Origin of the sequence: Campylobacter felis (assembly GCF_030250085.1) — a bacterium.
GTDB lineage: Bacteria > Campylobacterota > Campylobacteria > Campylobacterales > Campylobacteraceae > Campylobacter_D > Campylobacter_D upsaliensis.
This window is the reverse complement of sequence record NZ_JANURX010000022.1, coordinates 1-13,255: the sequence shown is the minus strand read 5'-3', so window position 1 is coordinate 13,255 and position 13,255 is coordinate 1. Positions and strand designations below refer to the sequence as shown.

General features: G+C 35.6%; 13 protein-coding genes and 1 tRNA gene. 7 read left to right on the top strand and 7 right to left on the bottom strand.

Annotation, left to right across the window (positions count from 1 at the left end):
• The 4 genes from NYG92_RS08790 to NYG92_RS08775 all read right to left on the bottom strand — a co-directional run.
• A partial coding sequence (locus tag NYG92_RS08790; RefSeq protein ID WP_289234172.1) for a flagellin N-terminal helical domain-containing protein occupies positions 1–1,021 on the bottom strand: 1,021 nt, incomplete at its 3' end.
• A gap of 115 nt (positions 1,022–1,136) precedes the next feature.
• Complete coding sequence (locus NYG92_RS08785; RefSeq protein WP_270977961.1) at positions 1,137–1,745, bottom strand: hypothetical protein; 609 nt, start codon at positions 1,743–1,745, stop codon at positions 1,137–1,139.
• Positions 1,746–1,799: 54 nt separating this feature from the next.
• Positions 1,800–2,921 (bottom strand): tRNA pseudouridine(13) synthase TruD, encoded by a 1,122-nt coding sequence (truD, locus tag NYG92_RS08780; RefSeq protein ID WP_289234171.1) that lies wholly within the window; start codon positions 2,919–2,921, stop codon positions 1,800–1,802.
• Positions 2,890–3,705, bottom strand: coding sequence for a thiamine-phosphate kinase (locus NYG92_RS08775; RefSeq protein ID WP_289234170.1), 816 nt, complete (start codon positions 3,703–3,705; stop codon positions 2,890–2,892). The genes truD and NYG92_RS08775 overlap by 32 nt, the downstream gene beginning before the upstream one ends.
• A 78-nt stretch (positions 3,706–3,783) precedes the next feature.
• Between NYG92_RS08775 and NYG92_RS08770 the strand changes: the two genes are divergently transcribed.
• The 3 genes from NYG92_RS08770 to NYG92_RS08760 are packed head-to-tail and all read left to right on the top strand — an operon-like array spanning position 3,784 to position 7,002.
• Complete coding sequence (locus tag NYG92_RS08770; protein WP_289234169.1) at positions 3,784–4,710, top strand: cation diffusion facilitator family transporter; 927 nt, start codon at positions 3,784–3,786, stop codon at positions 4,708–4,710.
• A complete protein-coding gene (locus NYG92_RS08765) occupies positions 4,700–4,894 on the top strand; it encodes a heavy-metal-associated domain-containing protein (RefSeq protein ID WP_289234168.1) in 195 nt (64 codons plus the stop codon). The genes NYG92_RS08770 and NYG92_RS08765 overlap by 11 nt, the downstream gene beginning before the upstream one ends.
• Positions 4,894–7,002, top strand: a complete 2,109-nt coding sequence (locus NYG92_RS08760) for a heavy metal translocating P-type ATPase (protein ID WP_289234167.1) — start codon at positions 4,894–4,896, stop codon at positions 7,000–7,002. The genes NYG92_RS08765 and NYG92_RS08760 overlap by 1 nt, the downstream gene beginning before the upstream one ends.
• On the opposite strand, the gene NYG92_RS08755 is transcribed toward NYG92_RS08760, so the two are convergent.
• Positions 6,973–7,347: a hypothetical protein gene (locus NYG92_RS08755; protein ID WP_270977967.1), complete on the bottom strand. Its 375-nt coding sequence runs from the start codon at positions 7,345–7,347 to the stop codon at positions 6,973–6,975. The two genes, NYG92_RS08760 and NYG92_RS08755, sit on opposite strands and share 30 nt — an antisense overlap.
• 89 nt (positions 7,348–7,436) lie before the next feature.
• On the opposite strand from NYG92_RS08755, the gene NYG92_RS08750 reads away from it, so the two are divergent.
• Together NYG92_RS08750 and NYG92_RS08745 are read left to right on the top strand one after the other, a co-directional pair.
• Positions 7,437–8,339: an NAD(P)H-dependent glycerol-3-phosphate dehydrogenase gene (locus NYG92_RS08750; protein WP_289234166.1), complete on the top strand. Its 903-nt coding sequence runs from the start codon at positions 7,437–7,439 to the stop codon at positions 8,337–8,339.
• A 1-nt stretch (position 8,340) separates the two neighbouring features.
• A complete protein-coding gene (locus NYG92_RS08745) occupies positions 8,341–9,501 on the top strand; it encodes an amidohydrolase family protein (protein ID WP_289234165.1) in 1,161 nt (386 codons plus the stop codon).
• Here NYG92_RS08745 and NYG92_RS08740 read toward each other — a convergent pair.
• Entirely contained in the window at positions 9,498–10,148 is a 651-nt protein-coding gene (locus tag NYG92_RS08740; protein WP_289234164.1) for a potassium channel family protein, read from the bottom strand. The genes NYG92_RS08745 and NYG92_RS08740 overlap by 4 nt on opposite strands.
• Before the next feature lie 11 nt (positions 10,149–10,159).
• Positions 10,160–11,503: a TrkH family potassium uptake protein gene (locus tag NYG92_RS08735; protein WP_289234163.1), complete on the bottom strand. Its 1,344-nt coding sequence runs from the start codon at positions 11,501–11,503 to the stop codon at positions 10,160–10,162.
• Between the two features lie 125 nt (positions 11,504–11,628).
• Between NYG92_RS08735 and NYG92_RS08730 the strand changes: the two genes are divergently transcribed.
• Both NYG92_RS08730 and NYG92_RS08725 read left to right on the top strand, forming a co-directional pair.
• A tRNA-Phe gene (locus NYG92_RS08730) sits at positions 11,629–11,704 on the top strand.
• 176 nt (positions 11,705–11,880) lie between these two features.
• Positions 11,881–13,255 (top strand): hypothetical protein (locus tag NYG92_RS08725; RefSeq protein WP_289234162.1); only part of this gene is annotated, 1,375 nt, incomplete at its 3' end.

Sequence of the window (13,255 nt, the reverse complement as noted above, 5' to 3'; positions counted from 1 at the left end):
CGATATCGCGTCCGTCATTTTTCACCAAAGAAAGACGACCGTAATTTTCTTCCATATTTTTAGCGATACCAGCCCCAGCACCGATAGCCCCTGTGATTTTAATCCCACGACCATCTGCTGAAGTAAGAAGTAATTTGCCATTTTCATCCAAAGCTGCTTGAACGCCTGTTGTGTCTTTTACAGCGTTGATAGAAGCGATGAGAGCGCCGTTTGCATCATTGTTTTCGTAAGAAATTTTACCAATAATAACGCCATTAATAGCGAAATTTTCAGTTGTTGTGCCTTTCATAATAGTTCTTGCACCTACTGTTTGGACATTGAAACTAGCACGAACACCTGTTTTATCAGCTACTCTGTTAATCTCTTCAGCCAAAGCACCAAGCCCTGTTCCTACTGAGGTTGAAATTTTAATTTTAGGAAATTTAAAATCCTCTAAGCCATTATAGTTTTTAATGACCATTTCTACTTCGCTACTTTGAATAATTTGCTGACCTGTTTCAAATCTCGTAAGACCGATTTTGCTAGATTGTGTTGGTCCTATGGTTGCTTTTATAGTTTGATTAGACTGTGAGCCTATTTGAAACTCTTGATTGATGAAACCACCACTTAAAAGCTGCTTTCCGTTAAAGGAAGTTGTATTAGCAATGTTGTCAAGCTCTTCCATAAGCCTGTTGATGTCAGCTTGAAGCATAGTTCTTGTTTTAAGACTTTGACCATCTTGAGCTGCTTGAGTTGCCTTAGTTTTGATAGTATCTAAGATTTTAAGCTGCTCGTCCATAGCCTTATCAGCTGTTTGTAAGATACCAAGCGCATCGTTACCATTATTAATAGCTTGCCCTAAAGTGGCTGCTTGAGAACGCAAAGAATCCGCTATCGCCATCCCTGAAGCATCATCTGCTGCTGAGTTAATTCTAAGACCAGAACTTAATCTTGATAGAGACTTGTCAAGCTGGTTAGCATTAACCGTTGAATTTGCGTGAGCGTTTAACGCACCGATATTTGTGTTTATTCTAAAACCCATTTTAAATCCTTTCAAAATATTGCTTGAAAGGGACAAAGCAAGAAGTGTTCCAAGTTTAAATAATTAATGATTTTATAAGATAAAAGAAAGTTAAGGCACAAGATGTGCCTTAGATTCAAGCCTTAAGATTTAGCGTTTGTCCGCCAAGCTCGTCAATGCGTTTGCTGACCTTTTCTAGGGCTTGATTGATAGTGTCTTGGCTTATTTGAGGCAGTTTTCCACCCCACAAATTTTGTGCCTCTTCAAAGCCTTTTTTCATACCCTCAAAGCCCTTTTGAAGCTTTTCAAGGTTGTCTCCAGCACCTTGTATCACAAAGTCCGCGATACGATTTGCTGTATTTGCGACACCAAAAAATCCATTCTCCCCAACAAGCTCTTTAAGCTCATCTTGATTCATAGCTAGGGGACTTTTTCCCATATAGCCAAGCCCTGCAAAATCTATCTTAGAAAGGATAGACTCCGCCGTGCCGCCTAATAAATTTGACACTCCAGCCTGTGCGTTAGTATTGCCAAAAATGGCATTCATACTTTGCTGTGCAAACTCCATAAAATAAAGCTGCGATAAGCCTTTTCCGCCGAGAGAATTTAATTTGTCTAAAGTCTCCTCATCCTTTAAATTCGCACTTTGCAAATTCATCGTTTGGGTGTTAGACTCCACATTTGCCTTTTTATTGCTAACCGCGTGCGTTATGCTAGCGACATTTGCATAAGTATTCACTTGCATTTTTGCTCCTTTACGCGTGGGGTATCCTTAATATCGGCTTTTTTTTAAAAAAATTTAGCTTTCTAAACCCTCATTTTGCAAAAGCTCGTCCAAAATAACAGTTGCATAAGAGCCTTTTTCTAAGAAAAATTCAAAGCTAAAATGTGCCTTTTGTGCGTCATAATGATATTTTAAATCTTTTAAATATCCCCACATAAAACGCCTTGAGCCTTGCATTTGATCCCTAAATTCCAAGCCTTCTTTAAAAAATTCTTGTTCTAAATTTTTCGCAAAACCCTCCCCACACTCAAACGCCCTAACTCCCACTAAAAGCCCCATAGCACTAATATCTCTTGTCATAAATCTTACAAGCTCATTTTCTAAATTTTCACACAAAAAACACTTCCCAAAAGGATAATGTCCCAAAACCTCGTTTTTTAAAAGTTTAAAAAACTGCTTTTGTGTTTTTAAGCTTTTTGCCTCTTCTTTAGAAATGTGATAAATTTCACCTAGCTCACTAAGGCTAAATTCCTTAGAAAAATGCGAAATTTCCACTCTTTTGCTAAGATAGCGATTAAAAAGCTCACTTTGAAAAGCGGATATTAAAAAATCTTTCATTTTGACATTTTTCATCTTTTTACCCTGTAAAATGGCAAGTCCCTCTTTATAATTATCTTTAAATTTGCCAAAACGCTGATAACCAAAATAATTTGCAAAGCCCATTTGATTAAGATTTTCTAGGGCTTGTTCTAGTTTAAGCGCATCACTAGCTAGCACTTTTTTAAGCCTGATAAAAAAGGAATTTCCCTTTAAATGCCCTATTCTTAGCTTATTATTATGGATAAAACTTTGCATAATTTTCATTTTAGGGTGGGAAAAATGACTAAGTTTTGCTTCAAATTTTTTAGGTAAAGAGATGTGCTGAAAGGTGCATCCTTGCTTATCTTTAAACCCAGCATAGCCAAAATCACGCATTTTAGCCCCACTAAATTCGCTTAAAATTCGCAAAGCCTCGTTTGTGCTAAGGTCCTTTTTGCAAATTTGGATAATCAAATGCTCCCCCTCCCCACTAAACTCATAAAGCGGTTTTTCCCTTACGACAAAATCTTCGCTATTTTTACTAAAATACGCATTAATTTTACTATGTCTTAACACACGCAAGGGCTTAAAAATGGTGTTCTCGTCCTTTAAATTCATATTTTCCTTTCACTGCTTTAGCAAAAATATTGAGTTTGATTTTGTGTTTTTTGGCGATTTTTTTAAGTTCTTTTTTGTGTTTTTTATCAAAGCCAAATAAAATTTCATATTCCTCTCCGCTATAAAGCTCTTTTTTGCTTAATTTCTTGCGTAAAGAAACGCCTAAATGATTACATTTTAAAAGGCGTGATAAATCCTTACTTAAGCCGTCTGAAATATCCATAGCACAAGAGATTTTAGGGGCGATTTCATAAAAAAATTTAGGTTGTAATTTAGGCTTAATAAATTTGTGATTTTTAGGAAGCTTCCCCCCATTTTGCAGGGTTTTAAGCCCCTCTAAGCTTTGACCTAGTTTGCCTGTAAAAGCGAGCAAATGTCCTTTTTTAAGCCCTGTTCTAAACACAGGTTTTTTAACTTTGGATATGAGAGTAATGCTAATGCCTATTTTATCACTTTGTATCGTATCTCCGCCTATGATTTTGATTTTGAATTTTTTCGCCGTTTTTAAAAAGCCTTTTTGCAAATTTTTAAGCTCTTTTTTGCTTAAATTTGGCAAGCTAAGTCCTAAAAGAGCGTATTTTGGCACGGCGTTCATAATGATGGCATCTGAGATATTAACTAGCATAGCTTTTGTAGCGATTTGCTCTAAACTTAGCCAAGAGCGTTTAAAATGCACATCTTGGACAAACAAATCCTTACTAAAGCACCATTTTCCAAGCACGGCACCATCATCTCCGTTAAGCTTATTTTTAAAAGCCTTAATGACAAAATCTTCCTTATTCATAAGGAAATTTTATAGAATTTTCTTTAATTGTTAGTGAAATTTTGTAAAAATTGCTTATAATTTAGCAAAAGGATCAAAATGTATGATTATCTCTCACATCAGCCTTTATTAAAGGCTTGTAAGCACGATCACGCTCATAATCACGCCGATGTAAGAACTATGGATAAGAAAATTTTAATCATTTCTTTAATGATGACTGCCTCGATGATGTTCGTGCAATTTGTCTATGCCTTGCTTTCAAATTCCTTAGCTCTTTTAAGCGATACCTTGCATATGTTTTCGGATGTTTTTGCTCTAGCTTTAAGTCTTTTTGCCTTAATTGCCGTGCAAAAATGGCAAAATGAGCAAAAAACCTTTGGCTATTTTCGCCTTGAAGTTTTGGTTGCTTTTATTAATGCTTTAAGTATTATTTTATCGGCGATTTTTATCATTTATGAGAGTATTTATAAGCTTTTTTACCCTGAAGAAATTGACGCTAAGACTATGATTATCGTTGCTTTTTTGGGACTTTTAGTCAATGCCTTTAACGCTTTTTTGATGTTTAAAAATGCAAATTTGGATAATCTTAACATCAAATCCGCCTTTTACCATATGATGAGTGATTTACTAGGCTCTGTTGTGGTTGTCGTGGGTGGAGTGGCTGTGTATTTGAGTGGAATTTTTTATATTGATAGTCTTTTAGCACTTATTTTAGCTTTTTTACTTTTGCGTTGGGCTGTGATTTTACTTAAACAAAGTGCAAATATCTTACTTGAAAGCTCTCCTATTGATATTAATGCCGTTAGGGCTATGATTTTAGAGGATGAAAGAGTTGAAGAGGTATTTGACTTACACATTACGCAAATTACTAATGAAATGCTAGTGGCGACTATGCATATTAAAACGCCTCTTGTTAGCCTTGATGAATTTGAGCTTTTATCGCAAGATTTGGCAAAAAATTTACTTAAGAAATTTCACATAGGACATTCGACCATACAAGCTTTAAGGAGTAAAAATGAAATTTAAAGTCGCTAATGTGAATTGCAATAGCTGCGTAAGTCTCATCAAAAATTCACTAGAAAGCACCTTTGGTGCGATTGAAATTGACCTTGAGGCTAAAATTTTAAGCGTCAATTTACAAGAAAAAGATAAAGAAAATTTTGAAAAAGAACTTAACGAACTAGGTTTTGAACTTTTAGAGCAACTTTAATGGAAGAATATAGACTTAAAATCGGCAAAATGAGCTGTGTAAATTGTGCAAATGCCATAGAAAATGCTACAAGAAAGCTTGAGGGCGTGGAGGATGCTAGCATTTCTTACACAAATATGAGTGGAGTTTTTTTACTTAAAAATGACACAGCAAAACAAAGCGTAAAAGATAAAATTTCTCAACTAGGCTTTAGTATCTTACAAGATGAATTAAATATAGAAAATGCAAAGCAAAAAGAGCTAAAACGCCTTAAATTTAAGCTTTTATTTGCTTTTATCTTAAGTTCTGTCATTATGGCTTTTGAAATGTTTGTTTTTAACACTTTTTCTTACAATCTTCAACTTATTTTAAGTTTCGCTGTGATTTTTTATTGCGGATTTGACTTCTTTTTCAGTGCTTTAAAGGGCTTAAGACATAAAAATTTGACGATGAATACCCTAGTCGCTTTGGGAAGTTTAAGTGCATTTTTATACTCTTTGTGTGTGTATTTTGGGCTTTTTGGGGAGCATTTATATTTTAGCGGGGCGGCGATGATTGTCTCTTTTGTGCTTTTGGGTAAATTTATCGAGGAAAAAACTAAAAATAAAGCACAAATATACCAAAACAAACTCCAAAATTTAGAGGCTAAAAAGGCAAGAATTTTACTTGAAAATGGCGAGATTAAGGAGCTTCCTAGCTCTTTTGTCAAAACTGATGATATTTTGCTACTTTCTCAAAATGAAGTAAGTCCTGTCGATGGGCTGATTTTAGAGGGCAGGGCTGAAGTGGATATGAGCTTTTTAAATGGCGAATTTATGCCTGTGCTTAAAAAAGCTGGAGAAAGTATAGAGGCTGGGGCGATGATCATTAGCGGAAATTTAAAGCTAAAGGCAAGCAAAAAGGCTATGGATAGCACCCTAGAGCAGCTTAAAGACCTTGTTTTTAGGGCGAGTCTTTTTAAAAGCCCCCTAATGCGTTTGATTGATAAAATTTCGGCTTATTTTGTGGGCTTTATCCTCATCTTAGCCCTCTTAGTTTTTCTATTTTATTTACCAAATTTAGAAAAGGCTTTTTTACACGCGCTAGCCGTGCTTTTGATCTCTTGCCCTTGTGCTTTAGGACTTGCCACACCTCTAGCTCTAGCTCTAGCCTTTGAAAAGGGAGCTAGAAATTTTATCCTGCTTAAAAACCCTGCCGCGCTTGAAATTTTAAGCCAAATCAAACTTGTGCTTTTTGATAAAACAGGCACACTCACGCAGAATACACTAAGCGTTTTTAAGCATAATTTAAGTGAAGAAAATTTCCTTAAACTCGCTCAAATTCAAACTCAAAGTTCTCACCCTATCGCAAAAGCTATCGCTAAAAAATCAAAAGAAAGCACCTTAAAAGGCGAAATCACTCATCAAATCGGCAAGGGGCTTATTTACAAAGAGGACGAAAATACCTATCTCATAGGCAATGAAGAGCTAGTTAAAGACACAAAAGAACTAGAAAAAACGAGAGAATTTTTAAATACTTGCGATGAATTTGCACCCATTAGGGTTTATTTTGCTAAAAATGGCGTATGTCTTGGAGGTGTAGCCTTACAAAATGCCCTTAAAAAAGACGCAAAAGAGCTAATAAACTTTTTAAATTTACAACACATTAAAAGCGTGATTTTAAGCGGAGATAATGAAAAAAGCGTAGCAAAAATAGCCAAAGAATTACAAATCGACTTTCACGCTAAAATGACCCCCAAAGATAAGCTTAATTTCTTACAAAAAGAACAAGAACAATGCAAAATTCTTTTCATAGGCGATGGTTTAAATGACGCCGCCGCACTTCAAAAAGCAGACCTTAGCATAAGTTTTAGCGAGGCAAGTGAGTTAGCAAAGCAAAATACCGATATTATTTTAATGCGTGAAGATTTGACCCTCATTAAGCTTTGTTTTCATCTGGCAAAAAGGACAAAACACATCATCAAGCTTAATCTTTTTTGGGCTTTTAGTTATAATCTTTTTAGCATACCTCTTGCAGCGGGGGCTTTTAGTCTTTCATTAAGCCCACATTTAGCCGCTTTGATGATGAGTTTAAGCTCTTTAGCTGTGGTTTTAAATTCTTTAAGACTTAAAATGGATAAAACTTTCTAAAATCACGCCATCAACGCCCATTTCATAGTATTTTTCTAAATGACAAAGTTCTTTAACGAGTGCTAAAATTTTACTATCAAATAAATAAAATTCCGCCGCCTTTGCACCAAACTTAGCCAAATTTTCATCTTTAAAAATTAAATATTCCGCCCCCAAAGCATTAGAGAGAAAAATTTCATCTTTATCCTTAATGAAAATGGCAAATTTAACCCCCCTTTTTTTCGCTTCTTTAATACATTTTTCATCATAATCAAAACAAAAAATCGCCCCCTTTACATCACTAAAATTTTCTTTTGTAAAAATGAAACTTGGAGCTTTTATAAATTTGTATCCAAAAATAAGCATAAAAATCCTTTTTAGTGCGATTTTACCTTATTTTGCTTAAAGTTAATGAAAAAAGGATAAAATAAAATAAAATCAATAGAAAGTGCTAAATGAGTTCAATTGCCATCATCGGTGCTGGAAAATGGGGAAGTGCATTATACCACGCTTTAAACACGAAAAATACCTGCTTTATAAGCTCTCCTACTCCAAGAGAAATGCCTCATTTTATCCCCATAAAAGAAGCTTTAAAATGCGATTATCTCATCTTTGCTTTAAGTACTCAAGCCTTGCATACTTGGCTTAAAACGCATTTTAAAAATCAAAATGCAAAAGTATTGATTGCGTCTAAGGGGATTGAGGCTAAAACGGGGCTATTTTTAGATGAAATTTTTATGGAATTTTTAGATGAAAATCAAATTTGCGTCTTAAGCGGTCCGTCCTTTGCTGCGGAGGTAGAAAAGCACTTGCCAACTGCATTGATGATTAATGGTAAAAATTTAGCCCTTTGTAAGGAATTTGCAAATTTTTTCCCTCCCTTTATCAAAACTTATATTGATGATGATGTAAGAGGGGCTGAAATTTGCGGAGCGTATAAAAATGTCCTTGCTATAGCTAGTGGGATATGCGATGGCTTAAAGCTTGGAAATAATGCAAGGGCAAGTCTCATTTCAAGAGGCTTAATCGAAATGCACCGCTTTGGCAAATTTTTTAAGGCAAAAGAGGAGACTTTTTTAGGGTTAAGCGGGGCTGGGGATTTGTTCTTAACAGCTTCAAGTATGCTTTCAAGAAATTACCGCGTAGGTTTAATGTTAGCGCAAGGTAAGAATTTGCAAGAAATTTTACAAACGCTTGGCGAAGTAGCAGAGGGCGTTGAAACGGCTTTTGCTATCGAAAAATTGGCTAAAAAAAATCAAATTTACACCCCCATAGTAAGCGAAGTAGTAAGCATTTTACAAGGTGAGAGCGTAAGAAATTCGGTAGAAAAACTCTTAAAACAAAAAGATTGGATATAAAATGATTATCAAAAATGCAAAAATTTATGGAAAAGAGCTAAAAGACCTTGAAATTTCACAAGGACTCATACAAAAAATAGGCGAAAATTTGCAAGAAAAAGAAATTTTTGACGCTAAGGGGCTGACGCTTTTGCCCTCTTTTATCGATTTATGTGTCTATCTTAAAAATGACAAATTTTCGCTCAATCACCTAGATCTTTTGGAAAAAGAGTGCTTAAAAGGCGGAGTTAGCACTATACTTTTGCGTGATGTGATGGACTTTGATGAAGAAACTTTTATTTTATTTTTGCAAAATTTATCACACAGAACTTTACAAATTTTTTCTAGCGTTAAGGTTAAAGAACCGCTTAAAAATATCGCTTCAATGATTAATCAAGGCGCTGTGGCTTTGGAGCTTGAAAGCAAACTTAATGTAAATATCCTTAAAATCGCTATGCAATACGCCCTGATGAAAAAAGTGCCTATTTTTGCACAATGCTTAAATGAAGATTTTGACGATAATGGCGTGATGAATGATTGCCTTTTAAGCTCTAAATTAGGGCTTATAGGTATGAGTGAGGTTGCAGAAAGTAGCGAAGTAGCAAAACTAAAAGAAATCGCCGCTTTTTATCAAAGTAAGGTTATATATGATTGCTTAAGTCTTGCAAGGTCCCTTAAGATCGCTACCGATGAGACGATTTTGGTAAGCATACATCATCTTATTAAAAATGAAAATGCTTGTGAGAATTTTAACACCGCCGCGAAAATCAAACCTCCCTTAAGAAGCGAAGAGGATAGAGCCTTTTTACAAAATGCCCTTAAAAAAGGCAAAATTCGCTTTTTAAGCGCTATGCACTGCCCTAAGTCTTCAAATTTAAAAGATTTAGCCTTTGATGAAGCGGCGTTTGGAATTCACAGCATTTGCGAGTATGTGAGCCTTTGTTATAGCTTTTTAGTGCAAAATGATTTTATATCGTGGGAAAAATTATGCGAAGCGACAAGCCTCAATCCAGCCAAGTTTTTAAAGCTAAACAGCGGAGAAATCAAAGAGGGCAAAGAAGCAAATTTGATTTTATTTGACGAAAATGTAAGCACAAAAGCTCCTCTAAACTCCCTTTATAGCAAGGATACACTTAAAGGAGAGGTTAAACACCACTTGCTTAAAGGCGAATTTGTCTTTTAATGCTCAAATTCTTTTAACTCTTTAGTTGTGCCAAGTAAAATCACAACATCACCTGAAAAAGCCGTAATGGTCTCTAAATCGGGCAAAATTTCCCAGTTGCTATTGAGTTTTTTATAAGCGACTAAGTGCATATTTTGAGCGATGTGTTTGAGTGAATTTCCTGCCAATTTATCATCAACAATAATCTTTACCGCACGCATAGTATTAGAAGAGAGGTCAAATACTTCAAAATCCATACTCTGCACCAAAAATTCCTTCACCAGTCTTTTTGCGCTTTCTTTTTCAGGGTAAATCACCTTAGTCGCACCCAGTTTTGAAAGAATTTGTCCGTGTATGTTAGAAGTGGCTTTTGCGATGATGTTGCTAACGCCTATATCTTTAAGTGCCATTAGGGTTAAAATGCTCTTTTCCACATTTTCCCCTATACTTACTATCACAACCCCAAGGTCGTGAAAGCCCGCCTCTTTAAGCGCGGTGGCATTTGTCGAGTCTAAAATATAAGCATAATTAACGCTATTTTGTATATTCTTAAGCGCTTCTTCATCTTTATCGGCTATCACCACCGTATGCCCTGCGGCTAAAAGCTCCTCCGCCACCACAGAGCCAAATTTTCCAAGTCCTATCACACCATAAGTTAAATTTTTCATCTCTATCCTTTTTATAAATTAACCCTGCCTTGAGGGTATCTTAAATGTATAGCCTTATCTTGGTTAAACACAGAAAGAAAAAAGGCAAAAACGCCTATCCTACCGCTTATCATCATAATGATAATAATAATTTTGCTTGTATCGTGGAATTTCGCACATAAAGAAAGAGTCCCCCCATCTCCTACCGAAAGTCCCACCGTGGCAAAAGCAGAAGAGGTCTCAAAAAATAAAGCGATAAATTTAAAATCCGTCTCCAGCAAGGAGATAGAAATCGCCGCCACGACTATATAAACAGCCGAACCAACGGCTATGATAAAAGCCTTATTAATCGTTTCTTGCGGAATTTCATAGCCAAACATTCTCACACGCCCATTTCTCAAAGTCCAGTAAGCATAGAGTAAAAGCACCATCACAGTTGTAACTTTCATACCCCCAGCCGTGCCTCCAGGCGCTCCTCCTATCACCATAAACAAAGAGCCAAAAAACAAACTCGCATCTTTAAAATTTGCAATATCTAAAGTATTAAAGCCTGAAGTGCGGTAATTCACAGCCGCAAAATAAGACGCCAAAAGTTTGTCAAAAAAGGAAAATTCCCCTATGCTTTTAGCGTTAGAATATTCGAAAATAAAAGTGATGAGTGTAGAAAAAATGATGAAAAAAATGGTCGCAAAAATGACAATTTTCGTATGCAAACTAAGGCTTTGCAAACGCTTTTTTTGAAAGAAATAAAGCTCAATCACCACAAAATACCCAAGCCCCCCAATAATCACTAAAGAAGTAATCAAAAGATTAATCACAAGGTCGTGTTTATAGTGAAGCAAGCCATTTTCAAAAAGTATGAAGCCTGAGTTATTAAAGGCACAAACCGCGTGAAAAAAGCCAAACCACAAAGCCTTAGTAAAGTTCATCTCTAAAGCAAAACGCAGGGTAAAAAGCACCGTGCCTATAAGCTCTATAATGAAAATAAAAAGCAAGACTTTTTTAAAAAATTTAAAAATGCCGTCCATTGAGGGATAAAGCAAAGACTCTTTAAGTAAATTCCTACCACTAAAGCCGACCTTTTTGCGTATGAGTATATAGACAAAAAGCCCTATCCCCATATAGCCCAAGCCGCCAATTTGCACAAGCGCTAAGATGATGATTTGCCCTAGTAGTGTGAAATCTGCTGCCGTGTTTTTCACTACAAGCCCCGTCATACTCACAGCCGAAGTGCTGGTAAAAAAAGCGTCTATAAAGGATATAGGCTTAGTATGTGCCCACTCAAAACTCAAAAGCATCGCACCAAAAAAAGCGATGATGATATATCCTGCGAGAAAAATTTTAAAGGTGCGTCTATCTAGTCCAAATTGTTTCAAAAATTCCTCTTTTTCAAGCTAAAAATTTTTATTCTATCTTATCAAAACTTTAAAAAGTATAAAATAAATTTGGAATTTTTAAACTTATCTTAAAGTTAAAAAGATAGAATTACATTTTTCATTGTGGTTGGATAGCTCAGTCGGTAGAGCAGCAGACTGAAAATCTGCGTGTCGGCAGTTCGATTCTGCCTCTAACCACCACTTTAACTCCATTTACCCCTTTAAAACTCCCATTTTTCCATATTTTACAAAAAAAAAAAAAAACGATTTTTCAAATTTCTCTTTACTTTTCATTATTTTTTCCTTATAATTACGATTATTTTCATCTTATTTAGAAAGGATTTAGTTATGAAAAAACATTTTATTCTTGCGGGGGGGTGGGGGGGGTAACTCCAGCTTTAAAAGGCTTTACTTTATTTTCTTGTAGTTCTTTAATTTTCATAGGCTTACTTACAGTAGATTTAAATGCCCAAACTATTACCATTACTAACAGCAATAGAATTATAAATAATAGACATCACAACGCCACACTAATAGTAAATTCCTCCATAAATGTGATCACAGACAAAAAAAACCCTTATCGTGGTACTTCTCTAGGACTATATTTCACAAACATTAATAAACTTGATATACAAAAGGGTGCTTCTATAGACTCTTGGGTTGATACACAAAGCACAACTATAAATCAAGTGGATATTAATAGCGGAAATGTTGCAGGGTTTCATCTCAAAGGAGGTACTAAGATAAGAACTATAGATCTCAAACAAGGAGGACGCATGCGCTCTGTGCTTATGCGTGGTAATGCAAGTATCGAGACTTTAAACATCGAAGGCACCCTTGTAGGCTGGTCTGCGTATGGCGGTATTAATTTTAGAGATCCAAACGGAAAAATAAATACTATCACTGTCAAACAAGGAGGTAAAATCGAACAAGGCGTTAGAAATAATAACGGCACTATACAAACCTTAACTATCAATAGCGGGACTATTAATGGAGGTATCACTAATAGCAAAACAATACAAACCTTAACTATCAATAGCGGGACTATTAATGGCAATATCGTTAATTCAGGCGCTAACGCTAGCACAGGTTCTATCAACATCACAGGAACAAGTAATGTAAGTGGCAATATCGTTAATCAAAACGGCGCAAATTTTAATAATCAAATCACCCTAGAACAAAACTCCAAACTAGGAGGCATTTCAAATAATGCAAATTCTACGATGGGCGGAACGCTTGATTTAAAAGGCGAAGTAGGAACAATCAGCAATGCTGGAACTTTTAATAGCACTTTAACTTTAAGCAATAAAGTAGGAACAATCAGCAATTCTGGAACTTTTAATAGCACTTTAACTTTAAGCAATAAAGTAGGAACAATTGAAAATAAGCAAGGCGGAACGATAAGTAATGACATTACTATTCAAGCAGGTGGAAGCGTAGAAGCGATTAATAATTCAGGCACTATGCAAAACATCACTAATAATAATGGAACTTTAAGTCATATCACAAATTCAGGCACTATGAAAGTCATTACAAATAATGGCACAGTAACACTCACTTTAACAAATAGTGGAGGAACGATTGATAAGGTTACAAACGCAACTGGTGCAACCGCCACTATCCACAATCAAGGCACAATCACAAAGGGTATCATCAATGACGGCGGAACTTTAACTGTTCTTAATGACTTTAGAAGGACTGAAGGGACAAAAGATTTTCAAACCATAGGAGAGATAGGTAAAACAGCAAATG

Bases quoted from the DNA above. Each gene is read 5' to 3' on its own strand.
- truD (WP_289234171.1), bottom strand. From the start codon at position 2,921: ATGAATTTAAAGGACGAGAACACCATTTTTAAGCCCTTGCGTGTGTTA.
- NYG92_RS08755 (WP_270977967.1), bottom strand. From the start codon at position 7,347: ATGCTTATTTTTGGATACAAATTTATAAAAGCTCCAAGTTTCATTTTT.
- NYG92_RS08760 (WP_289234167.1), top strand. From the start codon at position 4,894: ATGGAAGAATATAGACTTAAAATCGGCAAAATGAGCTGTGTAAATTGT.
- NYG92_RS08785 (WP_270977961.1), bottom strand. From the start codon at position 1,745: ATGCAAGTGAATACTTATGCAAATGTCGCTAGCATAACGCACGCGGTT.
- NYG92_RS08740 (WP_289234164.1), bottom strand. From the start codon at position 10,148: ATGAAAAATTTAACTTATGGTGTGATAGGACTTGGAAAATTTGGCTCT.
- NYG92_RS08770 (WP_289234169.1), top strand. From the start codon at position 3,784: ATGTATGATTATCTCTCACATCAGCCTTTATTAAAGGCTTGTAAGCAC.
- NYG92_RS08765 (WP_289234168.1), top strand. From the start codon at position 4,700: ATGAAATTTAAAGTCGCTAATGTGAATTGCAATAGCTGCGTAAGTCTC.
- NYG92_RS08750 (WP_289234166.1), top strand. From the start codon at position 7,437: ATGAGTTCAATTGCCATCATCGGTGCTGGAAAATGGGGAAGTGCATTA.
- NYG92_RS08775 (WP_289234170.1), bottom strand. From the start codon at position 3,705: ATGAATAAGGAAGATTTTGTCATTAAGGCTTTTAAAAATAAGCTTAAC.
- NYG92_RS08745 (WP_289234165.1), top strand. From the start codon at position 8,341: ATGATTATCAAAAATGCAAAAATTTATGGAAAAGAGCTAAAAGACCTT.